The 21,765-nt window shown below is 63.8% G+C and carries 18 protein-coding genes and 4 pseudogenes; 13 read left to right on the top strand and 9 right to left on the bottom strand.

All coding sequences use genetic code 11. The features are described 5' to 3' along the window. Positions 1-295: 295 nt before the first annotated feature. Entirely contained in the window at positions 296-1,819 is a 1,524-nt protein-coding gene (locus tag RAMLITH_RS09945; RefSeq protein WP_168107256.1) for an SLC13 family permease, read from the top strand. Between the two features lie 323 nt (positions 1,820-2,142). Next, on the top strand, positions 2,143-3,330 hold the full coding sequence (locus RAMLITH_RS09940; RefSeq protein WP_168107255.1) for a site-specific integrase: 1,188 nt from the start codon (positions 2,143-2,145) through the stop codon (positions 3,328-3,330). 91 nt (positions 3,331-3,421) lie between these two features. Here the strand turns inward: RAMLITH_RS09940 and RAMLITH_RS09935 are convergent, their stop codons facing one another. Then, positions 3,422-3,916 carry a hypothetical protein gene (locus RAMLITH_RS09935; RefSeq protein WP_168107254.1) on the bottom strand — a complete coding sequence of 165 codons (495 nt, stop codon included), beginning with the start codon at positions 3,914-3,916 and terminating at the stop codon, positions 3,422-3,424. Positions 3,917-3,921: 5 nt separating this feature from the next. Then, positions 3,922-4,773: pseudogene (gene tnpC, locus RAMLITH_RS09930) on the bottom strand (IS66 family transposase); the annotation flags it as partial. Between the two features lie 60 nt (positions 4,774-4,833). On the opposite strand from tnpC, the pseudogene RAMLITH_RS09925 reads away from it, so the two are divergent. The 10 genes and pseudogenes from RAMLITH_RS09925 to RAMLITH_RS09880 form a co-directional block, all read left to right on the top strand. After that, positions 4,834-5,220, top strand: a pseudogene (locus tag RAMLITH_RS09925) (ATP-binding protein); the annotation flags it as partial. A gap of 30 nt (positions 5,221-5,250) precedes the next feature. Further along, the gene (locus RAMLITH_RS09920; RefSeq protein WP_337786144.1) at positions 5,251-5,667 is read left to right on the top strand and encodes an ATP-binding protein; all 417 of its coding nucleotides are present in this window, start codon (positions 5,251-5,253) and stop codon (positions 5,665-5,667) included. A gap of 134 nt (positions 5,668-5,801) precedes the next feature. Then, a pseudogene (locus RAMLITH_RS25720) lies at positions 5,802-6,043 on the top strand (transposase domain-containing protein); the annotation flags it as partial. A gap of 119 nt (positions 6,044-6,162) precedes the next feature. Further along, on the top strand, positions 6,163-6,600 hold the full coding sequence (locus RAMLITH_RS09910) for a MarR family winged helix-turn-helix transcriptional regulator (RefSeq protein ID WP_168107251.1): 438 nt from the start codon (positions 6,163-6,165) through the stop codon (positions 6,598-6,600). 172 nt (positions 6,601-6,772) lie between these two features. Then, on the top strand, positions 6,773-7,888 hold the full coding sequence (locus RAMLITH_RS09905) for an HlyD family secretion protein (protein ID WP_168107250.1): 1,116 nt from the start codon (positions 6,773-6,775) through the stop codon (positions 7,886-7,888). Between the two features lie 52 nt (positions 7,889-7,940). Further along, entirely contained in the window at positions 7,941-9,422 is a 1,482-nt protein-coding gene (locus RAMLITH_RS09900; RefSeq protein WP_202883258.1) for a DHA2 family efflux MFS transporter permease subunit, read from the top strand. 15 nt (positions 9,423-9,437) lie between these two features. Beyond that, positions 9,438-9,893 (top strand): universal stress protein, encoded by a 456-nt coding sequence (locus tag RAMLITH_RS09895; protein WP_168107249.1) that lies wholly within the window; start codon positions 9,438-9,440, stop codon positions 9,891-9,893. 170 nt (positions 9,894-10,063) lie between these two features. Next, positions 10,064-10,624 (top strand): hotdog domain-containing protein, encoded by a 561-nt coding sequence (locus tag RAMLITH_RS26185; protein WP_168107248.1) that lies wholly within the window; start codon positions 10,064-10,066, stop codon positions 10,622-10,624. Next, on the top strand, positions 10,621-11,091 hold the full coding sequence (locus RAMLITH_RS09885) for a PaaI family thioesterase (RefSeq protein ID WP_168107247.1): 471 nt from the start codon (positions 10,621-10,623) through the stop codon (positions 11,089-11,091). The genes RAMLITH_RS26185 and RAMLITH_RS09885 overlap by 4 nt, the downstream gene beginning before the upstream one ends. A 156-nt stretch (positions 11,092-11,247) precedes the next feature. Continuing rightward, positions 11,248-12,207 (top strand): alpha/beta fold hydrolase, encoded by a 960-nt coding sequence (locus RAMLITH_RS09880; protein WP_168107246.1) that lies wholly within the window; start codon positions 11,248-11,250, stop codon positions 12,205-12,207. 403 nt (positions 12,208-12,610) lie between these two features. Here the strand turns inward: RAMLITH_RS09880 and RAMLITH_RS09875 are convergent, their stop codons facing one another. The 4 genes from RAMLITH_RS09875 to RAMLITH_RS09860 form a co-directional block, all read right to left on the bottom strand. Next, positions 12,611-13,357 carry an SDR family NAD(P)-dependent oxidoreductase gene (locus RAMLITH_RS09875; protein ID WP_168107245.1) on the bottom strand — a complete coding sequence of 249 codons (747 nt, stop codon included), beginning with the start codon at positions 13,355-13,357 and terminating at the stop codon, positions 12,611-12,613. Positions 13,358-13,416: 59 nt separating this feature from the next. Further along, positions 13,417-14,196 (bottom strand): SDR family oxidoreductase, encoded by a 780-nt coding sequence (locus RAMLITH_RS09870; protein WP_168107716.1) that lies wholly within the window; start codon positions 14,194-14,196, stop codon positions 13,417-13,419. Between the two features lie 17 nt (positions 14,197-14,213). Beyond that, positions 14,214-15,431, bottom strand: coding sequence for an ABC transporter substrate-binding protein (locus RAMLITH_RS09865; RefSeq protein WP_168107244.1), 1,218 nt, complete (start codon positions 15,429-15,431; stop codon positions 14,214-14,216). A gap of 112 nt (positions 15,432-15,543) precedes the next feature. Beyond that, positions 15,544-16,335, bottom strand: coding sequence for an SDR family NAD(P)-dependent oxidoreductase (locus RAMLITH_RS09860; protein ID WP_168107243.1), 792 nt, complete (start codon positions 16,333-16,335; stop codon positions 15,544-15,546). Between the two features lie 182 nt (positions 16,336-16,517). Between RAMLITH_RS09860 and RAMLITH_RS09855 the strand changes: the two are divergent. Next, a pseudogene (locus tag RAMLITH_RS09855) lies at positions 16,518-17,858 on the top strand (transposase). A gap of 164 nt (positions 17,859-18,022) precedes the next feature. On the opposite strand, the gene RAMLITH_RS09850 reads toward RAMLITH_RS09855, so the two are convergent. The 3 genes from RAMLITH_RS09850 to RAMLITH_RS09840 are packed head-to-tail and all read right to left on the bottom strand — an operon-like array spanning position 18,023 to position 21,616. Beyond that, on the bottom strand, positions 18,023-19,609 hold the full coding sequence (locus RAMLITH_RS09850; protein WP_168107242.1) for a class I adenylate-forming enzyme family protein: 1,587 nt from the start codon (positions 19,607-19,609) through the stop codon (positions 18,023-18,025). Beyond that, positions 19,602-20,768 (bottom strand): acyl-CoA dehydrogenase family protein, encoded by a 1,167-nt coding sequence (locus RAMLITH_RS09845; RefSeq protein ID WP_168107241.1) that lies wholly within the window; start codon positions 20,766-20,768, stop codon positions 19,602-19,604. The genes RAMLITH_RS09850 and RAMLITH_RS09845 overlap by 8 nt, the downstream gene beginning before the upstream one ends. Before the next feature lie 35 nt (positions 20,769-20,803). Next, the gene (locus tag RAMLITH_RS09840; RefSeq protein WP_168107240.1) at positions 20,804-21,616 is read right to left on the bottom strand and encodes an aspartate/glutamate racemase family protein; all 813 of its coding nucleotides are present in this window, start codon (positions 21,614-21,616) and stop codon (positions 20,804-20,806) included. Between the last annotated feature and the right edge of the window lie 149 nt (positions 21,617-21,765).

Below are 21,765 nucleotides of genomic sequence, written 5' to 3'. Positions count from 1 at the left end.
GCCTGCACCGGTGCGGCCCGGAGCGCGGCCCTGGCCGCACTCTTGATCTGGCGCATGTTTTCTGCATCCCATGCACCTAGTGTTGAGCAACAACGCTGTCGCACCGAACGCACGAGAATGTCCGCCCGCTCCGCAATCGTCCGTGCCGCGGGGCCGCACCACTGGCCGTGTGGGCCGCCGTTCGGGGCACCCGATCCACAGTGAAGCGGCGGCCCGTCGCCGGAGCCGCCATGTGCCGAGCCGGCACCGCCGGCGCGGCCCTGCGCCGCCCCATTTTTCCCTTCAGAAAGCTGTCATGAGCACACCTTCAGTTCATCTGCCGGCGCCGGCGGCGAGCGCGCCCTCGGCCGGCAACCTCGTCAAACGCACCGGGCTCGCGGCCGCGGTGGCCGCCTTGCTGCTGATCCTGTGGCTGCCGACCCCGCAGGGGCTGCCGGTCGCCGGCCATGTGATGCTCGGCGTGCTGGCGTTCGCGGTCATCGTCTGGATGACCGAGGCGCTTGATTACGCGGTGAGTTCGCTGGTGATCGCCGCGCTGATGGTGTTCCTGCTGGCGTTCGCGCCGGACATGGCCAAGCCGGGCCGCGACATGGGCACCAGCGCTGCGCTCAACCTCGCGCTCGGGGGCTTCTCCAGCAGTGCCGTGGCGCTGGTCGCCGCCGCCTGCTTCATCGCCGCGGCGATGACGGCCACCGGCCTGGACCGCCGCCTCGCGCTGGTCGTGCTGTCCAAGGTGGACGCGCGCGCCCGGGTCAACCACATCGTCATCGGCGCGATCGTGGTCGGCTTCCTGCTGGCGTTCGTGGTGCCGAGCACGACGGCGCGCACTGCCTGCCTGATGCCGATCATGATGGGCTTCATACTCGCCTTCAAGGTCGACCGGCGCAGCCGCTTCGCCGGGCTGCTGGTGATCACCGCGGCGCAGACCGCCAGCGTCTGGAACGTCGGCGTCAAGACCGCAGCGGCGCAGAACATGGTGGCGATCGGCTTCGTGGAGAAGCAGTTCGGCACCGGCATCACCTGGACCGAGTGGTTCGTCGCCGGCGCGCCGTTCTCGGCCCTGCTCACGATCGCGCTCTACTTCATCATGACGCGCATGATGCGTCCCGACACGCAGGAGATCGCCGGCGGGCAGGCCGCCATCCGCCAGCAGCTGCAGGCCATCGGCCCGATGACGCGGCGCGAATGGAAGCTGCTGGCGCTGGTGCTGGCGCTGCTGGGCTTCTGGTCCACCGAGAAGGTGCTGCACGACTTCGACACTTCGTCGACCACCATCGCCGCCATCGCGCTGATGTTGCTGCCGGGGCTGGGCGTCATGAACTGGAAGGAGTCGCAGCGCGACTTTCCGTGGGGCACGGTGATCCTGTTCGCGGTGGGCATCAGCGTCGGAACGGCACTGCTGCGCACCAACGCCGCGGCGTGGCTGGCGAACCTGATCGTGACCAGCCTGGGGCTGCAGCAGGCGAGCGCGTTCGCCATCCTGATGCTGCTGTCGATGTTCCTGATCGTGATCCACCTGGGATTCGCCAGCGCGACGGCCCTGGCGTCGACCATGATCCCGATCGTGATCAGCGTGCTCACCACGGTGCAGACGCCAGGCATCAACGTGATCGGCATGACCATGCTGCTGCAGTTCGTCGTGAGCTTCGGATTCATCCTGCCGGTGAATGCGCCGCAGAACATGATCGCCTACGGCACGGATACCTTCGACGCCCGCGACTTCATCCGCACCGGCCTCGCGCTGACGGCGGCGGCCATGGCGCTGCTGGTGCTGTTCGCTCTCACGTACTGGCCATGGATGGGGTACATGACCAGGTGAGCCGGGCGAAAAAAAGCCGCCGGGCGAGGCCTGGCGGCTTTCCTGGATTCCTGGTCGGGGTGAGAGGATTCGAACCTCTTCAACGGGGATGCCAGGGGAAGCTTGGGCAGATACATCAACGACTTACGTGTGCGCAGCCCCCTGCATTCCCCAGTCTTCCCCACATTTGTCCCCGGGATTGTCCCCGCAGACGCACTGCAGCACTGGTGCTCTGAGCAGCCTCGCGGTGGCTTGGCGACACAGACTGCCGTGGCATTGAGTTGCGTCGCCAACCGGGGCTTGACCACCGCCAGATTCTTTCAGCAACGTAAAGAGGCGCCACCTTGCCGAACGACGGTCGTACTCCCCAGAGTGTTTCCTCCAGCAGCGAAACAGCACCTGTACCTTCTGTTTCCCTGACAGGAAGAACGTACCCCAAGCAAGCAAGTCCGGTCGACTTGTCCTCGTGGCAGGCCCTGCTGAAGGAGGCGGAGAGCGCCCAGCGGCAGCTGCGAAGTGGATGGTCAGAGCAGGGGGGCGCGACTCACCGCCGCTATTGGCGGCTGTACTGCAAAGTGCTCGGGGAGAAGGCCATCACGATGGCCAGTCGCTCCACGGTCCGGATCACCCGGGCCGCGTACCGGTATGGACTGCAGCGGTGCTTCGTCAGTATCGAGCGGTTCGACGAACTCGCGTTGCTGAAGGCCTTCAAGGAACTGCAGGCATTTGAGCGAGAGGTGCTGCAAGCAGAGAGTCGGCGGACTCAAGAAACCCAGGACTCTGGCTTCCACACGTTGGCGGCATTCTTGCGGACACGCGGTTTTTCAGTCTCGGGACCACCCGACGGGATCTTTCCGAAAAGAAAGGGACGCGTGCAGCGCTTGAGGGCGTTGTCTGCAGGATGGCGCGATACGCTGCTGGCCGCGGTCCGGACTGAAATACCTCAAATGCCCCAAGCGCTTGCCTTGATGGCTCTTCTTGGGTGCAGGCCTTGCGAGGTGGCGAGCGCACATATCGGGATGACTGCCGACAGGAAGCTGGAGTTGACGGTCGAATCCGACAAATCGCTGGGACAGGCAGAGGTGAGAACACGCGGCGCAATCTTTGAAATTGACGCTATTTCGTCAATCCTGGTCGATCTCGCGCAACCCAGTGGAACTCGATTGGCCACCCCGTTCAGCCACATTACGCCCAAGCAAATAGAAAACGTGTTGCGACGTGCGAGTCAGCGGGCATTTCCAAAACTGAGCCCGCCAGTTTCGGCATACGCATTTCGGAATCAGGTGGCTTCTGATTTGAAGCAGGCGGGCGTAGGAGCAGAAGAGCTTGCCCACCTTTTGGGCCACATCAGCGACGACCAACAGAAGACGTATGGCCGCGCACGCTACGGATCCGGCTCGAAGGGCTGGCTGCCGATTGCCATCCTTCGCTCGCATGCAGTGAGGCTTGACAGAGCATCACGCTATCCCAGGGAGAGTTCGGACGACTGGGACCGAGATGACGATAGCGTCAAATCTGACAGCCCTTGGTAGCCACAGCCCAATTGACGAGTCCGATCGAGTGCGGCATCGTGAGCGTCCAGCCATCCCATCTTGACCATGTCGGGCTACCGCAGTCACCCGACTAGGTTTTGGGGGTGACGAAGGCGACGCAGTCCACGAGGTTGAGGGCGGCAAGCAGTAGGAACTTCTCGGCGTCGGTGCGTACGCTCAGAAGGTCGTGATCGCCCAAGTAGCCATAGACGAACGCCAGTAAGTAGCGCTCGGGGTGCTCGTCGTAGAATTGCTTGACGACCTTGGTCGCAAGTTGGTCCGGCAGCCCGTCGTTGAATCGTGCGCGAGCTGTCAATCTCTGCAGGCACGTCTCCTGCATCGCCTCGGAGATGATCGGCCATGTGCGACCGCTTCGCTTCATGGCCTGGAACGTCACCAGCAGGATGTGCAGCGACACTTCGAGCTGCGCCATGCTGACCCCCATGCGCGGCAGCACCAGGATGGAGGCGAGCATGTTGGGCTGTTGCGCGTAGACCTCGTCGGCCAAGCGCACCTTTTGATCGTGGCTCATTGCGTTGACGTCGATGGCGGCCTGGACCAATGCGGCCTGCGTGATCAATCCCATCTTCGTCAGTTCGGCTGCCAGCGGTCCGGCAGCAATTCCTCGATGCGAGAGTTCAGGTGAGTGGGCAGGCGCGCGAGCACGTCGCGCAGGTACTGCCACGGATCGTGTCCGTTCATCCTGGCCGATTGCACCAGGCTCATCACCACGGCAGCGCGCTGCCCGGCCAGTTCGCTGCCTGCGAAGAGCCAGGCGCGCCGGCCCATCTGCCAAGGCTTGATCTGCCGCTCGAGGAAGTTGTTGTCCAGGCACACAGCGCCGTCTTGGAGGTGGCGCGTGAGCGCCGGCCAGCAATTCAGGCTGTAATCGATGGCCTTGGCCGTGGCGCCCCCGTCGGCGACGCGCCGGCGCTCAAGCCGCAACCACTCGTGCAGGTTCTCCCACTTCGGCTTGGTCACCTCTGTGCGCGCTTGAAGGCGCTGCTGGTGATCCAGGTCCGCGAACTGCCCTTCGGCGTGGTAGATCAGCGCGAAGCGCCGGATCGCCTCCTGCGCCACCTCACTGGTGCCCGTCTTGATCAACTCCTCGAACTTCCTGCGCGCATGAGCGGCGCACGCTGCGGCAATGCGCCCGCTGCAGGTGCGCTCACTGAGCACCGAGTCGTAGACCGAATACTGGTCGGTCAGCAACGTGCCGCGCCAGGGCGGCTGCTCGCGTCCGGGCGGGCCGCTGCCGCCGTCCAGGAACAAGGTCGGGTACTGAGATCCTCGCCCTAGGCAGAACTCGAAGATCACGCCGCGCTGGCTGTCGAACTCGCCCCTGGCGTATGCCCACACGTAGGTTCGTTTGGTCTTGCCCGAGCCGGGATCGAGCATGGCTACCGGCGTCTCGTCGGCGTGCAGCACCGGCGTTTTCAGCACGAAGTGTCACCGCCGGATGAATACTCCCCAAGTGGGGAGAAGAACGTCGGCATTGACAGCAGCTACGAGCGGCGGCTGGCGAGCCTTGCGCGCGTGCCGCTGCTGATCGTCGACGACTTCGGGCTCAAGCCGCTTCGACCGCCGGCGGACGAAGACCTGCACGACCTGGTCGCCGAGCGCTACGAGCAGGCGGCCACCATCGTGACGAGCAATCTGGACTTCACCGAATGGGACCAGGCGTTCCCGGCCAACCGGCTGCTGGCCTCAGCCACGCTGGACCGCCTGCGGGACAACGCCTACTGCATGGTGCTGGACGGCCAGTCCTACCGCGCGCCCAAGCTCTCGCCGGTGGCGCCCAAGCCTCGCCAGCCGGTTGCCACCACGTCGAAAAAACGGCCATGCTTAACCCTCGCTCCAGATGCCCGTTTGCGGCCCAGACTGGCCTGAATATGCCGGAAACGGATTGGCTTGAAAACGGTGAGAAGTGACAGGTACTCGACCCTGTTCGTTCCGGCAACCGGCTTGGTCACCCAGCTCGCGCGGGCGCTTGCCGAGGGGCGGCTCGAAGACAAGCTGCTGCACTTCTCCAAGCCCAAGCTGCTCATCGTCGACGAGCTCGGATACTTGCCGTTCGAGCCGAACGCCGCCCACCTGTTCTTCCAGCTGGTCAGCCGGCGCTATGAGCACGGCTCGATGCTGGTGACCAGCAACCGGTCGGTCTCGGAATGGGGAGGGGTCTTCGGCGACCCAGTGGTGGCCACGGCAATTCTGGACCGGCTGCTGCACCACAGCCATGTCATCACGATCCGCGGCGACAGCTACCGCCTGAGGACAAAGCGGCGCGCTGGCCTGGTTAACCAGGCCAGCGCAAAAGAAGGGAAATCAACTGAGTGAACCCAGGGGCGTTCTTGGGCGAGTTCGTGGCCACAACGGGGTACCACCGCAAGCACGCGATCCGGCTGCTCGGAGCCGAGCCCCGGCCGCCGACGTCGCGCAGCTCCTCCCAACGGTACGGCAATGCTGTGAACGACAACAACGTCCAGGAAAACGCGATTCGTTCCTTCTGCGTCGGCAGGCGAAATTGCCCCTTCGCCGACACCGTGGCCGGCGCCAACGCCAGTGCAAACCTGTGCTCGCTGCTGCGGACATGCCAAGTCAACGGGATCAACGGCTACCGCTACCTGCGAGCGCTGTTCACCGCACCTAAGGCCCAGACGGTCACGAGTACGCCGCACTCCTGTTCTGGCGCATTGCCCTGACCGCCGTGTGAACGGCTCCTGACCCACCAGCGACTCGGGAGGAAGGACGGGGTTCATCGACCGCACACCCTTCACTTGACAGTGCCTTTGCCCCAACCGAATAATACGCATACCACACTATATGCCGTGCATGGTATCGGAACAAGACACTCTAGGTTTCTTGCTGGCTGACGTTTCCCGGATGATGCGGCAGGCTTTCCAGAAGCGACTGGATGGCAGCTCGCTCACCCTGGCGCAGGCGCGGGCACTCGTTTACCTGGCCCGCCACCAGGGCGTTCGCCAGATCGACCTGGCAGAGATGCTGGAAGTGCAGCCGATCACACTCGCCCGCTTGGTCGACCAATTGACCGAAGCGGGACTGGTGGAGCGTCACGCCGATGCCGCAGACAGACGGGCTTATCGAATGTTCCTGACAGCTGCCGCGACGCCACATCTGGCTGCGATCAGAGAAGTTGGCGCGGCGATCCAAGCCGACGTCATGCGCGGGCTCGACAAACAGGAGGCCGCAGCGGTCCTGATCGCGCTAGCCAAGATGCGCCGCAATCTGGCTTCAAGCCGCAATCGCTGATGCCTCGTCTCCTTCGTAGGCGCTGCGCCCATGACTCACACCCAGACCAGGACTTTGTCGCCATCCGCCCAGCCGGAGCGCGCGCCAATCCGAGGTTTTGGCGTGCAAGAACGGCACGCTGTCGCTCGAAGCCCGGCTCTGGGCTCGGTGGCGCAGGCTCGCGGGAGGCTGCGTGATTGAGCGGCTGCGAAAATTCAGACAATCGCTGGCCGACCGGCGGGGCCTGCGCCATACCTTCCTTGCGGTGCTCGCCGTGGCAGCATTGGTCATAGGTGGCCGGTTCGTCCAGCACCGGATGACGCATCTGGATGTGACCGATGCGCGTATCGCCTCCGAAATGATCGCAGTGGCCAGCCGCTCACCCGGTTGGCTGGCGGCCCGCCCGGTCGGGGAAGGCGACAGGGTCCGTCGGGGCCAGACGCTGGGCGAGATCTATGCCGAAAATGCCAGCCTGGCCGCGAGCGCCCAGGCGGCCAGCTTGCAAAGTGCCGAGGCTGAGGTCCTGCGCCTGGAGCAGTTGATTGCGGAAACGCGCGCTTCAACCCAGGCTGCCGTGAGCGAAGCGAGGAGCCAGTTGGACTCCGTCGCGCTTGCGCAGGAGCAGGCACGCCTGAAGGAGGCCAACACGCGGGCCGATTACCTGCGTGACCGGGATCTGGTAGACCGGCATTTTGTGTCCGAACAGCGCGTGCAGCGCAGCGAGACGGCTTACAAGATTGCGCAGCGCGAGCAGCAAAGATTGACATCCGAAGCCAGGGCCGCTCAAGCGCGGCTGGCGAAGGCGCAGGCCGCGGCGCGCCTTGATTCATTGGCAACTCAAGCGCAGCGGGCGAGAGCGGACGCCGAAGCTCTTCGGGCCCGACTGCGGCTCTCGCGTCTGGATGTGCATGACCTGCGGTTGGTCGCTCCCGTCGATGGGGTGGTGGACCGCACCTTCGCCAATACCGGCGATTATCTTGCCGCCGGGCAACGCGTGCTGCTGATGCACGATCCCGAAGCCATCTGGGTGGAAGCCAACATCAAGGAAACGGACTTGGCCGACATCCGGCTTTGCCAGCCTGCGCAGGTCCGTGTCGACGCCTACCCCGGACGAACGTTTGAAGGCCGGGTGAGCCTGATCGGCAACAGTGCCACCAGCACGTTCGCGCTATTGCCCAACCCGAACCCTTCGGGCAATTTCACCAAGATCACCCAGCGCATTCCGATCCGCTTGACAGTCCGCCAGGAGGGCTTGCTTCTCAAGCCCGGAATGATGGTCGAGGTATCGATTGACACCCTCCAGCGCTGACGCCGGGCTCGCTCCCTATTTCGAGCGCTACGGACCGGCTTACCGGTGGCTGGTGATTTCCACCACCATGATGGCCACCATCACGGTGGTCCTGTCGTCCACCGTCGTGAACGTTGCCTTGCCCGACATCATGGGTGTCTTCGGGATCGGGCAGGACCAGGTCCAATGGATGTCCACCGGCTTTCTCGCGGCGATGACGGGGTCCATGCTGCTCAACGCATGGCTGAACGAAGCAATCGGTGTGCGCGCCACCTTCGTCGCATCGCTCGCTCTGTTTTCTGCCGCCTCGGTCGCCGGCGGGCTGGCGCCCAACGAAGATGTGCTGACCTTTGCGCGCGTGGGCCAAGGCATCGCCGCCGGCATCGTTCAGCCCTTGGCGATGATCATGATCTTCCGGGTGTTCCCGAACGAGCGCGGGCGCGCGATGGGCATCTATGGCATCGCGGTGGTGCTGGCCCCGGCCCTCGGCCCCACGCTGGGTGGCTGGCTCACCGACAACTTGAGTTGGCGCTGGGTCTTCTACATGGGCCTGCCGACCTCGGTCGCCGGGATGTTGCTGGGCTCGGTGTTTCTGCCCGGACGCCTCGGCAACGGCAAACCGATGCGCTTCGATTTCTTCGGCCTGTTGCTGCTCACGCTGTTCCTGGTGGTATCTCTTTATGCAGTGGCCAACGGCCAGCGCGCCGGATGGGACTCGAACCTCATTGTTGGGCTGTCGAGCCTCGGCGTCCTTCTCATGCTCGCCTTCATCGTCTGGGAACTAAAGAATGCGCAGCCGCTGGTCAATCTCGCGGTCTTCAGTGTTTCGCGGTACGCCGCGGCGACACTGGTGGCACTGATCTTCGGGGCCGGCATCTTCGGCTCCTCCTATCTGGTGCCATTGTTCGTGCAGACCGTCCAGGGCTACACGCCGACGCTCGCGGGTGAGCTCCTGATTCCGGGCGGGCTGATTCTGGGTCTCGTTTTTCCCATCGCCGGACGGCTGACGGACCGATTTCCGGCGTACATCATGGTCGGCACGGGATTGTTCGTCTTCGGGCTTTCCAACATGCTGATGTACGACGTGAATGCAGACACTGGCTTCTGGCGCATGGCATTACTCGTTCTGCTCGGCCGCGTCGGCCTCGGCGTGATGATGCCGGCATTGAACGCAGGCGCACTGTCGGTGCTGCCACCCGGCATGCTGGCCCAAGGCACCGGAACCATCAACTTCGTGCGCCAGTTGGGCGGTGCGTTTGGCGTCAGCCTGCTGGCTGCCACGACGGAGGTGCGCTTTGCCTTCCATGCGGACACGTTGGCGGTGACCCAGACCGCAGGCAACGGGACCACACTGGAACTCGTCAGTCGGGTCGCCGGGTTGGATAGCTCGTGGGGGGTGCCCGTGACCCAGGCATCCGCTGGGGCTCTGAACTACCTGGGCCAGATGGTTGCCGCCCAGGCGCAGAGTCAGGCTTATGGCGACGGCTTCGCGCTGGTGGCTATCGTTTTCTGGGTGGGCATCCTGCCGGCAATGTGGATGCGACCGGCACGCTGAAAGGGAGAGTTGATCATGTTCCAGACCATCGTCTTTGCCTATGACGGGAGCCCTGAATGCCGCGACGCGCTCAGGGAGGGGGTCGATCTCGCGAGCCGTCTCAACGCTCGCTGTCATTTGCTGGCGGTAGTTCCACCGCCCCCCGCACTGGCGCTGGCGGCCGGACCGCTGCCCGACAACTATTTGGAGAACGCGCAAGCCGGCATCGGCGACGTGCTTGAAGAAGGGCTTGCGCTGCTGCGCCAGGCCGGCCTGGATGCGGTTGGCGCCGTAAAAATATGGGAAGAGCCGGCCGAAGCCATCGGTTTGTTCGCCAGCGCAATCGGCGCCGACCTCGTCATCGTGGGGCACCACCGGCGCTCTGCGATCGATCGATGGTGGCACGGCTCGGTTGGACATTCCCTGCTGGACCGATCGCCGTGCAGCCTGCTTGTGGCCAAGCCTCGCGAGGCGCCAGCGCCTTCCTCTTGACGGACCTGTCCTGCCGTCGTGGACGCAATCCCAGTTGCGCCGGCTCTGCGATCAGCGGTATCGCAGGACCGCAGCCGCGCTCCTCAATTCGAGCGGCGATTGGGTCGTGGGCCGATCTAATTCTAATCTGATACGGAGACAATGGTGTTCTGGGAAGACAAGATCGCTCAGTGGACCGCAGCGGTTCGCGCGCGGGCATCAAGCACAAAATCGACGTGTTCTACTGGGTCCTGCAGAACGTGAACGACTCGCCGAATCCCGTCTTGTCCATCGAGGAACTGGCGCGCCTGTTCGCGCAGCACATGCCGCATGGGCGCGACATCGGGATGCGCCTGGAAGACCTTGCCGCCGACGGCAAGACCCGCATGAGCCTGCCCGCTAAAGCTTTTCTTGCAGGGGATGCGGGGGCAAGCTTCTTCTTTCCGGGCGTGATGTTCAGCCTCGCCGACTCGGCCTGCGGCCTGGCGGTTTTTCGTGCGCTGGGGCGTTTCGTGCCCATTGCCACACTGGACATGCGCATCGACCACCTGTCGCCTGCCACGATGGATGCCGACCTGATCGCCGTGGCCGAGTGTTACCGATTGACCAAACCCGTCGCTTTTGCGCGTTGCGAGCTGCTGAGCGGCCCCCAGCGCCGGGTGGCTGCCATCGCTGTGGGTACGTTCATGCTCTCGTCCAGTTCTGCCAAGGCGCCCGACATCACCAGGTTTGCGGGAGGACGGAGGTCATGAGCAAGAAGGCGGCAGGCGAGGGCGTCGATGTACCGACACGCGACAGAATTTCCTCGACGCTGGCCGCGCTGCCCTATGCGCGCCACCTCGGCATTCGCCTCGCTCAGGTCGACGGGACGGGCGCGGTGGTGTTTCACCTTCCGTTCGACGCGCGCTTGATAGGTAACGTCACCTTGCCTGCGTACCATGGCGGCGTTGTTGCGACCTTCATGCAGGTCGCCGCCTTGACCGCGACCTATGTTCTTCATGACGAGGACAGGCCGCCCAAGCTGGTGGACTTCTCTATCGACTACCTGAGTTCGGCCGGGCCTTTGGATTTGTTCGCACGCTGTGAGATGCATCGCGTCGGCAAGCGCGTCGCGGCGGTCGGAATTCGTTGCTGGCAGCAAGATCCGGATGCGCCTGTGGCCTTAGGGCGGGTGCATGTGTTCGTCGCGCCGTCCAGGTCGGATTCCGTGATGATGTGAGCGACCGAGCTTCGACAGCGACAGGCAGTAACACTGCCCGCCCGCGTAGGCGTCGGCCACGGGGGGCCAAGGGCTCACAGCGTTCGCAGGGGCTGCTGTTGCGCGTCGCCTGGCGAGGCTGGCGCGCCACAACGATTTTTGAAAGGATTCGAATTCATGAACTTTATTAACGCCCGCAACGCCCGCTTGCCGGGAACCCCCGAGCCGATGCATTACTGGCGGGGCTCTGGCGGCATCCGCATCGCCGGCGATTCGTGGGGTCCCCGGGACGGGCCGCTGGTTCTGCTGCAGCACGGCGGCGGCCAGACACGCCACGCCTGGAAGGGCGCCGGCGAAGCACTGGGTGCAGCCGGTTATTGTGCCGTTGCCTTCGATGCGCGGGGCCATGGCGACAGCGACTGGGCGCCGGACGGCCACTACGGGCAGGATGTGATGGTGCGGGACCTCGAATGCGTCGTCGCAGCCCTGGGCAATCGCCGTCCGGTGCTTGTGGGAGCCTCGATGGGGGGCGGCACCAGCCTGGTCGCCGTCGGTGAGCAGCATGTCGATGCGACGGCGCTGGTGCTGGTGGACATCGCACCCAACATCGAATCCGAGGGCGTCAAGAACATCCAGGCTTTCATGAATCTGAAGCCGGAAGGCTTCGATTCGCTCGAGGAGGTAGCGCAGGCGATCGCGTCTTACCAGCCGCACCGCAGGCGCCGGCGCAATCTCGATGGCCTAGCCAAAAACGTGCGGCTGGGCGCCGACGGCAAGTTCCACTGGCACTGGGATCCGCTGTTTCGCGTTGCCACGCGCAACGTCGAACAGCGCACCAAGCGCCTCGAAACCTGCGCGGCGAATCTGGACCTGCCGACCCTGCTGGTGCGCGGCGGTCTGTCGGACCTGCTGAGCGAACAAGGCGCGCAGGCTTTCCTGAAGCTGTGCCCGACAGCGGAATACATCAGCGTCACCGGGGCGGCCCATATGGTGGCCGGCGATCGCAACGACATCTTCGCCAACGCCGTCATCGAATTTCTCGCGCGGGCGGTCCCGGTGCACGGCGAGCCGCTTCGCTCGCCCCACCCAGCCCGGCCGCACGACGATCCGGACCAGGACATTGTCGACGTGCCGTGACGGGCCAACCGGTGCCTTGCGTCAATCAATCTCGTGGCCGTCATGGAATGTAAAAAATGGGATGGGCGCCGCCGATGACGGCATTGATGTGCCAGAGTGAACGTGTCATCGACCACTCGTACCGGAAGGAGCGTCCACCATGCAGATTACGACAGTCGGCCTCGATCTGGCCAAGAATTCAAATGTCTTCCAGGTTCACGGCGCAGCTTCGCTTCCGCGATCTCGGCTCAATGAGCCCGCCCGCTGTGATAGGCGTCTCCTGCGGCTCGAGCCGCACCGGCAGCAGCGCCGGTTCTGGCGCGGCCGCTGCCCTGGCTTCCCGCAGACACGTTCGACGCCGCGTGAACAGCGTGTTGGCGTGACTGAAACTCGGTTTTGTATTGGTGCTTTGTTTATAACGGCGTCAAAATCCGATCGATATTCCGCCACAAACAAACAACGTTTGTCCCGTGATGAAACTCGCCTCTCGTGAAGCGAAGAACGCGATCGCATGAGCAACCTCCTCCGCAGCACCGTTGCGCTTCATCGGGGTCCTGGCGATCCCTGCGTCTTGGAACTCCTTGGGCACGCCTAATGTCATGCCGGCAGCAATCAGGCCGGGCGCCACACAGTTGACGGTAATCCCGCGCGTTGCCCATTCGATTGCGGCGGTACGCGACATGGCCTCGATCGCTCCTTTGGCCGCACCATAGGCTGCGCCACCGACAGAGCCGAGCGACGCGATCGAGCTGATATTGACAATACGGCCGTACTGCCGATCACGCATCACGGCGCCAACTGCTCTCATGCAGTGCATCGTGCCGGACACGTGCGTCTTGAACGTCAAGTCGAAATCTTCATCGGTGATACGGCTGAAAGCCGCATTGCGTACCACACCCGCCATGTTGACCAGCGTGTCGATGGCTCCATGTTCCGCTGCGATCTCGGCCATCACCGCGTTGCAGTCCTCGGCACGCGTGACATCCAATGCACGTCCCCTCACGCTCAGTCCCTGGCGCGCCATCTTTGATGCGACAGCCTCAGCGCGTGCACCATCCGCATCCAGCAGGTACACAGCATCACCGCGCCGGGCAAGTGTGGCACCGGTGACGGCACCAAGGGCGCCCGCCCCACCAGTGACTAAGGCCACGGCCTGACCTTGTTTACTCATCCTTACTCTCTCTTTCCAAAAGAGGCACGCTACCCATCTTCGTGCTCTGAGAAGCAGCATCAGCAGGCGCTGACACCCCCATCGACTGCCAAGAACTGACCGGTGATATGGCGCGCAGCGTCGGAGACCAGGAACGCTGCGGCGCCCTTGAGATCTTCGTCGCCACCTAACCGCCCCAGCGGCGTAGCCGCCACCATTTCCTCCCCGTGACGATCAACTGTTTGCCGCGTCATCTTGGTCGAGAAGAAGCCCGGGCAGACCGCATTGACGTTGATGCCGTAACGCCCCCATTCGGCAGCCAGGGTCCGCGTGAAGTTCAGCAGCGCCCCCTTGCTGGTGTTATAGGCAATCGTGTACATCTGCTGTCCAGGCGGATTGCCGCCCAATCCTGTGATGGAGCCGACATTGAGAACCTTTCCGGCGCGGCGCGGGATGAACTCTCGCCGCCCCACTTCCTGGGTCAGAAAGAACACGGCATCCATGTTCAACCCCATCACCTTACGCCAGGCATCCGCCGGGTAGTCCTCGGCCGGCGCCCCCCATGTCGCGCCTGCGTTGTTTACCAAAATGTCGATGCGGCCGAAGTGCGCCAGCACCTGATCTACTAGAGGCCCGGCCGCGCCGGGTGCAGAGAGGTCGGACCGCACAGGAAATGCCTCCACGCCGCACTCGGCCAAGTGGGCCACCGCCCGGTCCAGTTCGTCCGCACGACGAGCGGTGATGGCTACGCGTGCCCCCATTTCGCCCAAGCCTTCGGCGATCTGCAGGCCCAGCCCGCGCGACCCCCCGGTGACCAGTGCTACCTGGCCGCCCAGGCTGAACATCTCCTTCAGCCCCATCGTCTGCTCCAGCGTAGTCACTTCTTGACCATCTTGCATTTGGACTCCGACAAAGGCCAGAAAGCCTTTTCCGCCGGTATCGTTGCAACGATGTCGTAATAATCCCAAGGCTCTTTGGACTCGGCCGGCTTCTTCACCTGCGCCAGGTAGAAGTCGTGCATCATGATGCCGTCCTCCCGGATCCAGCCGTTCTCGGCGAAAACCTTGTCATTTACGCGCAGCTCGCGCATCTTGGCCATCACTGCCTTGGGTTCATCGGTGCCGGCAGCCTGCACGGCTTTGAGGTAGTGAAGCACACTGGAATAGGTGCTGGCCTGGACCATCGTCGGCATGGCACCCTGCTGCTTGAAGAAGCGCTGAGACCAAGCGCGCGTCTCCGGCGTACGGTTCCAGTAGAAGGAAGTCGTCAACGTCAGGCCCTGGGCCTGCTTCAGGCCGATACCGTGGATATCTGTAATAAAGGTCAGCAACGTGGCCAGTTTCTTGCCCGATTCAGTGATGCCGAACTCGCCCGCCTGCTTGACGCCATTGATCATGTCACCGCCAGCATTGGCCAGCGCGATGACATCGGCACCGGAGCTTTGCGCCCGCAGCAGGTAGGATGAAAAATCCGGCGAGTTGAGCGGGTGTCGCACGGAGCCGACGACCGTGCCGCCCGAAGCTTTGACGACATCACCAACCGCCTTCTCCAGCGAATGCCCGAACGCATAGTCCGCGGTGATGAAGAACCACTTCTTCGCTCCCCGCTCCACAAGGGCCCTAGCGGTCGAAGATCCCACCGAGTAGGTGTTCCAGCTCCATAGCGTGCCCACCGGCGAGCACTCTTCATCGGCGAGCGGGCGCGCGCCGCCGCCTGAGATCAGCACCACCGCCTTCTGCCGATCGCGTTCCTGTGCCTGCACCGCGATCGCGGTGGACGAAGCCGCCACGTCCGAGAACGCTCTTACACCATCAACATCTACCCAGCGCTTGGCCAGCGCAGTTGCGACATCGACCTTGTTCTGATGGTCGCCCACCACCACCTCAATGGGGCGACCAAGCACCTTTCCGCCAAAATCCTCGACAGCCATGCGCGTTGCCACGCCTGAGCCCTTGCCGCCAATCGGGCTGTACAGGCTGCTGAGGTCAGTCATCACGCCGATCTTCAGCGGCGCGTTTGCCGCGGTCTGACCAACGGCGGCAAATGGCAGCGCGCCGGTTACGGCTACGGCAACCAACGCATTCAGGATTCTCATGATTCTTGGCTCCTCGAAAATTGGGCGCTGGCGATCGGCCGCGTCACTCCGGCCGCCTTGCGCTGGATAGGAACAGTTGTCACCCCTACATCGAGGGATGCGATCGACGCGCCTACAAATGCATGCCCCCATCGACAATCAGCGTATTGCCGGTGATGTAGCCAGAGTCGGGGGAAATCAGGAACCGTACCGCCCGGGCGATATCGTCCGCCTCGCCGAAGCGGCGCATGGGTACCTTCTTGCGGATGCCCTCCCAGGCCTCAGGGGTGTGGAACTTGCGCTGGAACTCGGCACCCAAGCCGGCGTTGATGATGCCCGGCGCTACGGCGTTGGCACGCACGCCATAACGGCCATACTCCAGAGCAATCGAACGCATCAGGGATTCGACACCAGCCTTGGGTACACTCGACAGCGCATCGCCCAGTTGATGGGCATAGTTGGCGAAGGTAGACACGCAAACGACCGCACCACCGCCCGCTGCCCGAAGTAGGGGGATGAAATGATGCGCCAGAGCGGCAAAACCGAGCAGTTCTGTTTCAACGACAGCACGCCACTGTGCCATCGAGGCGTCGGCAACCCAAGGCTGCTCGATATTCACGCCAGAGGCAAACACCACTCCGTGCAAGGGCATGCCCCGCGTCTCGACGAATCCGCGCGCGGCCGCCACCGAGTCCTCGTCGGTCAAGTCCAGTTGCACGGTCGAAACCGTGACGCGGTCTGCCAAGCGCGGTTGAAGCGCTTCGGTAGCCGCAGAGTTGTTACGGTAGGTGACCAGCAGGTGGTAACCGTCGTCGGCCAGCCGATCACAGATGGCCTGGCCCAGCGCGCCGCTGGCACCTACGACCAGCACGCCCAGCGGCGACGAACCTGGGCCAGGGGAGGAGGTAGTGGTGGAAATGCCCATGCCTATACCGTGGGTTGAATGGAGTGAACGCTCGAGGACTCGGAACCTCTGAACGAAATGGCCGGCTGAACCGTTGATAGGCGATGAGCGCCCGCACCAAAGGTTCGACAGGTGAACAAGGGCGTGGGCCTGTTCGATGAGGGGAACTGCCGGCGAGTGCGCCACGGGAAGTACCCGCTGCAATGCCAGTTCCTGCTCGCTTTATGACGCCGAAGGGCGATCGGATCGAATTGCGCGCCGTCGATCTGGACACGCTGTTGGCGACGGATCACCCGGGACGCAGCGTCTGGGCATTCGTGCAGGCGCTGGACCTTGAGCCGTTGTGCGCGCGAATCAAATCGGTCCAGGGAGGCCGCGGCTCTCCGGCGATGGACCCGGCCATGCTGGTGGGGCTGTGGCTGCTGACCACCATCGAGGGCGTCGGCTCGGCTCGTGAGTTCCCTCGCCTGTGCGAGCGAGACGACGCCTACCGCTGCATCTGCATCTGCATCTGCGTGGGCGTGGGCGTGGGCGTGGGCGTCAATCACCATAGCCTGTCGGACTTTCGCACCAGCCAGGAAGCCTGGCTCGATGCGCATCCGACGGCACCGATCCTCTCCCTGATGGACTAGCAACTGGTCAAGCTGGACATCGTCTCCCAGGACGGCATGCGTGTGCGCGCTTCGAACAAGGCTGCCAGCTTCCGCAGGCAGGACAAGCTCGCACGACTGCACGCGCAGGCGGAGGGGCAGGTTCAGGCTCTTAAGCAGGAGCTGGAAGAAGACGCGGGGGCGAGTACGCGGCGCAAGCAAGCTGCCCGCGAGCGCGCCGCCCGGGATCGGCAGCAGCGCTTGGTCAACGCGCTGGACGTCATGAAGAAGATCAAGCCCGCCAAGCAACCCAACCCGTCCAAGCGGCGCGGCAAGAAGGACGACGGTTCCGGCGCTGGCAGCAGCAAACCCAAGGCGCCCGCCGAACCGAGGGTGAGTACCACGGACGCCGAAGCGCGCGTCATGAAGATGGGCGATCGAGGCTTCCGGCCTGCATACAACGTGCAACTGACCGTGGACGCCGAGACGCACCTCATTTCCTGTGTGGAAGTGGTCAACACCGGCAGCGATATGGAACTCATGGCTCCAATGCACGAAGCACTCCGGCAACGCTACGACTGCACTCCCGGTCACTGGCAGGCCGATGGAGGTTTCACCACACCCGAAGCCATCAACGAACTCACCGAGCGCGGCACGCAGCCGGTCGTGCCGCCGCCCAGGAGCCGCAATCCCGCCATCGACTGTCTGCAGCCCACACCAGACAACACCCCGGCGCAGGTCCAGTGGCGATAGCTGATGTGAACTGCTTGGGGCAAGGACCTGTACGTCCAGCGTGGCGCCACAGTTGAATACGTCAATGCCCAGCTGCGAAGGCAAGGATTGCAGCAGCTCAACGTGCGTGGGTTGCGCAAGGCGCGCGCCGTCGCGCTGTGGCATGCCCTGGCACACAACCTCATGCGCATGCGATCCCTGAACTTCGCGTTCGCGATATGAAGGGGAATGACGCCTCGCGATGCCGCCCCATAGGCCGACAACGGAACCGCCCAGACCGGCCGTGACCGATGCGAAGCCGTGAGCCGGCTGCAAACGCGACATCTGCTTACCCGAACCTCGATGAATACGCCGGCGCGGCATTCCCCCGGCGAATTTCGCTTCGTTCACAGCTTCTCAGGACGGGGGGTGGCCGCGTGGCGCAGGCGCAGCACAGTCTTTTGCACCTTGCCGCTACCAGTCTTGGGCAATTCACCAGCCATCTGCACCTGCTTGGGCAGTTTGAAGCCGGCCAGCTGGCCGCGGGCAAATTCGATCAGCTCCGACGGATTGGCCTGGGCACCGGGTTTGAGCACTACTGTGGCGGCCAGCGCCTCACCCCACAGCTGGTCGGCCACGCCATAGACAGCAACCTCGGCCACAGCGGGATGGCGGGCCAGCACTTCCTCGGCTTCGCGCGGGTAGACGTTGACGCCTCCGCTGATGATCATGTCTTTCTTGCGGTCGACGATGAACAGGTAGCCGCGTGGATCGACGCGGGCCAGGTCGCCGGTGTGCATCCAGCCGCCGGCCAGCGCCCTAGCCGTTTCCTCCGGGCGTTCCCAATACCCGTGCATGACGTTGGGGCCACGCACCAGTATCTCGCCGACTTCGCCCGGTGCAACGTCACGGTCCTCGTCATCAACTACGCGCAATGCCACGCCAGCCAAGCCGCGCCCGATGGAGCCTTGCGCCACCTGATGACCGTCGGGCCCCAGCACCGACGCATGCGAGGTCGTCTCCGTCATGCCGTAGGCGTGCAGTAGCTTGTTGCCGAAGAAGACCTGCGCCTGCTCCAACCGTGCGCCGGTGATGGCGGCAGCACCGTACGAGATGCAGCGCAGCGAGCTGAGGTCGTAGTGCTCGCGGTCCGGGTGGTCGAGCAACTGGTAGAGCATGGTTGGCACCGCGAAGAAATAGGTGACGCGGTGGCGCTCCACAGCTGCCATCACCTGCGCCGGCTCGAAGCGCGACTGCAGTACCGTGGCGCCGCCTACGGCCAGATGCATCAGCGTGTGGATCGAGGCCGCGTGGTACAGCGGACTCAGTTGCAGGTTGACGCTGTCCGGTGTCAGGTGTAGCTCATCGAGCAACTGGGCGATCATGGACAGGTAGTTGCCGTGCGTGAGCACCACGCCCTTCGGCGAGGACGTGGTGCCGCTGGTGTAGAGCAGCGCCGCGGGCTGCGCAGCGTCCACGAAGACTGGCGGCAACGTGGCATCCGCAACTCGCCACTGCTCATACTGCCGCAACGCCATGCACGCCGGCGCCGCACCATGCACCACCACGCTCACTTGAGGCAAGGCGGCGCGGACCGCGTCGATTGATTCCTGATAATCGCCGTGGGCAACGAGCAGACGCGGCCGGCAGTCGCGCAGCAGGCCGGCATGCTCATTGGGGTGTAGCCGAGTGTTCAGCGGCACCACGATGGCGCCGACGGCGGTGATGCCGAAGAAGCATTCGAGAAAGGCTGCGCCGTTTGGCATCAGCATGGCAACGCGGTCGCCGGCGACGATGCCACCGGCCAGCAGCGCCTGGGCCACGCCGGCCACCCCGCCGGCCAGCTGGCCATAGGTGAGTGGCTGCGCCTCCTCGAACAGCGCCACGCGTGTCGGATATGTCTGCCGCTGCGGCTCCAGGACATCCCGAAGCGAGGCGGCCGGAACGCCCTGGGGGGTGCGCAGCCTGAACAAGGCATGCGTGGCATCAGCCATAGCGGCGCAGTGCCTCGCGCGAAATGATGATCTTCTGGATCTCGGTGGTGCCGGCGCCGATTTCGTGATGCTTGGCGTCACGGAAGAAGCGGGCGACCTTGTTGTCTTCCACGTAACCGTAACCGCCCAGGATCTGCACCGAGTCACTGGCGGCCTGCACGGTCATTTGCGAGGAATACAGCTTGAGGATCGCCGCCTCGCGGGTCACCTTTTCGCCCCGGTCAATGGCACGCAGCAGACGAACCAGCATCGTGCGCGACAGCTCGATCCCGGACTCCATGGCAGCGATCTTTTCCTGAATCAGTTGGTACTGCGAGATCCGCTTGCCGAACACCTCCCGCTCAAGTGCATACTTGGCGGCGACGTCCAGGCAAGCCTGAGCGATGCCGATGGTGGATGCACCTTCGAGGACGCGCTCCACGTCCAGTGAGCGCAGCAGATAATGGAAGCCTTGGCCTACTTCGCCCAGCACCTGTTCGGCGCCGACCCGCGCGTCTTGCAGAAACACCTCCGAGGTGGGCGAACTGCGCATACCCAGCTTGTCGAAGGGCTTGCCTGTCTCCATGCCTGGCGTGCCTCGTTCAACAATGAACCAGGTGCCGCCTTCCAGCTCACGCTCAGCGCCGCTGGTGCGAGTCAGAACGAGAATGAAGTCGGCGATGGGAGCATTGGTGATAAAGGTCTTGGTTCCGTTGATGACCCAGTCCTGACCTACCGGACGCGCCGTGGTTCGCGCCCCCAGTGCGTTCGACCCCCCCTTGGTCTCTGTGATGGCCATCGAGCCGACCTTCTCTCCCGTCAGCACAGGCACTAGGTACTTCAGCTTCTGCTCATGCGTGCCGTAGGCGGCTACCGCGCGAGCGAAGAGGACGATGTCAGCAAAGAGCGAGATATCCAGTCCCGCGTTCACGCGGGCAGTCTCCTCGCTGATGATCGCGCGCGTGGCGATCGACATGCCGCCGCCGCCGTATTCCTCGGGCAGGAACGAGCCCAGAAAGCCCATGTCGCCCAGCTTGCGGAACAGCTCGCGCGGCGGCTGCCCCTCACGCTCCATTTTTTCTGATAACGGCTCGACCTCCTGCAGCATGAAGCGACGCACCGCGTGCTGAAGGGCGAGCTCGTCTTCGTCAAGCAAGGAGGTGATGGGGAGGGTGGACATGCGTACTCCGGATCCAATTGTTGAGAGCGCCCACCTCAGGCCGTGCCGGCTGTGCCGGTACTCAGACCGAAGAGCTTGCGCAACCTGGCAATGTCGCCGTCAGGAAGGCGCTCGCCCCATCCGATTCGGCTGTACGGTGGCACACCCAGACGCTGCTGCAGTGCCGCACGCAGCTCGGCCACCTTCAGGCCAGCGCTCAGGCAGTCGAAGATCGGCACACCCGTTTCTGGCACCGCCGCCAGTCCGGCAGCGCTGGACATCACACTGAGTCCGGCACTGCCGATGACGATAGCGTTGGCACCATCTTCCTCAACGAGCTTGCGCGCTTGCGCCGCGACCTCGGTGGCGATGGACTGCGGCTGCGTGAATCCGTCAGTGAAGGCTTGGCTGGATGGGATGCTGATCGAGCGAACGCCCGCGAGCCGGCCAGCCAAGCCGCTGGCGTCCGTCAGCGCCTCGCAGTATTCCACCCACGTGCGGTCCTGCACGGTAACTATGCCTACCTTGCGTCCGTAGTTCGCGGCCAGGTGCAGCGCAGCCTCCATTGGTCCGACTACCGGCACGTCCAGCAACGTCCGCGCTTCGGCCACCCCTGGATCACCAGAGCACGCCACCAAAACAGCATCAGCGCCCTCTTCGCGCGCAACGGCGACCTGTTCGAGCACATCCAATTTGTTGAGCAGCGTTGGATAAGCAAACACGGTGTCGGTAGCACGACGCAGCCGCTGCACGTACAGATGCCGCAATTCGGTGGTGTCGGCCTTGACGCGACGGAAGTTAGCGTCGATCAGTTGGGTGTAGAGGCCCGAGTACTTCTCGGCGTTGACATGAATGACAGCGAGTTTCATGAGAGGTCCATGCAGGTGATGAGTAAGCAGCCAGGGAACACATGTTGAACGTAGCCCATTCAGCGTCAGTCTTGTGCTGCGTGAGTTGCGCATTGGTGCTGTGGCATTGGCAGCCGCTCGCGTGGGCGTGGCGAAGGCTTGCGAGAACT

Origin of the sequence: Ramlibacter lithotrophicus, assembly GCF_012184415.1 — a bacterium.
GTDB lineage: Bacteria > Pseudomonadota > Gammaproteobacteria > Burkholderiales > Burkholderiaceae_C > Ramlibacter > Ramlibacter lithotrophicus.
This window is presented reverse-complemented; position numbering and strand designations above follow the sequence as displayed.

Coding starts and splice junctions, on each gene's coding strand:
- RAMLITH_RS09945 (WP_168107256.1), top strand. CDS start 296: ATGAGCACACCTTCAGTTCATCTGCCGGCGCCGGCGGCGAGCGCGCCC.
- RAMLITH_RS09895 (WP_168107249.1), top strand. CDS start 9,438: ATGTTCCAGACCATCGTCTTTGCCTATGACGGGAGCCCTGAATGCCGC.
- RAMLITH_RS09865 (WP_168107244.1), bottom strand. CDS start 15,431: ATGAGAATCCTGAATGCGTTGGTTGCCGTAGCCGTAACCGGCGCGCTG.
- RAMLITH_RS09910 (WP_168107251.1), top strand. CDS start 6,163: ATGGTATCGGAACAAGACACTCTAGGTTTCTTGCTGGCTGACGTTTCC.
- RAMLITH_RS09845 (WP_168107241.1), bottom strand. CDS start 20,768: ATGTCCACCCTCCCCATCACCTCCTTGCTTGACGAAGACGAGCTCGCC.
- RAMLITH_RS09840 (WP_168107240.1), bottom strand. CDS start 21,616: ATGAAACTCGCTGTCATTCATGTCAACGCCGAGAAGTACTCGGGCCTC.
- RAMLITH_RS09880 (WP_168107246.1), top strand. CDS start 11,248: ATGAACTTTATTAACGCCCGCAACGCCCGCTTGCCGGGAACCCCCGAG.
- RAMLITH_RS09875 (WP_168107245.1), bottom strand. CDS start 13,357: ATGAGTAAACAAGGTCAGGCCGTGGCCTTAGTCACTGGTGGGGCGGGC.
- RAMLITH_RS09870 (WP_168107716.1), bottom strand. CDS start 14,196: ATGGGGCTGAAGGAGATGTTCAGCCTGGGCGGCCAGGTAGCACTGGTC.
- RAMLITH_RS09850 (WP_168107242.1), bottom strand. CDS start 19,609: ATGGCTGATGCCACGCATGCCTTGTTCAGGCTGCGCACCCCCCAGGGC.
- RAMLITH_RS09935 (WP_168107254.1), bottom strand. CDS start 3,916: ATGGGATTGATCACGCAGGCCGCATTGGTCCAGGCCGCCATCGACGTC.
- RAMLITH_RS09885 (WP_168107247.1), top strand. CDS start 10,621: ATGAGCAAGAAGGCGGCAGGCGAGGGCGTCGATGTACCGACACGCGAC.
- RAMLITH_RS09860 (WP_168107243.1), bottom strand. CDS start 16,335: ATGGGCATTTCCACCACTACCTCCTCCCCTGGCCCAGGTTCGTCGCCG.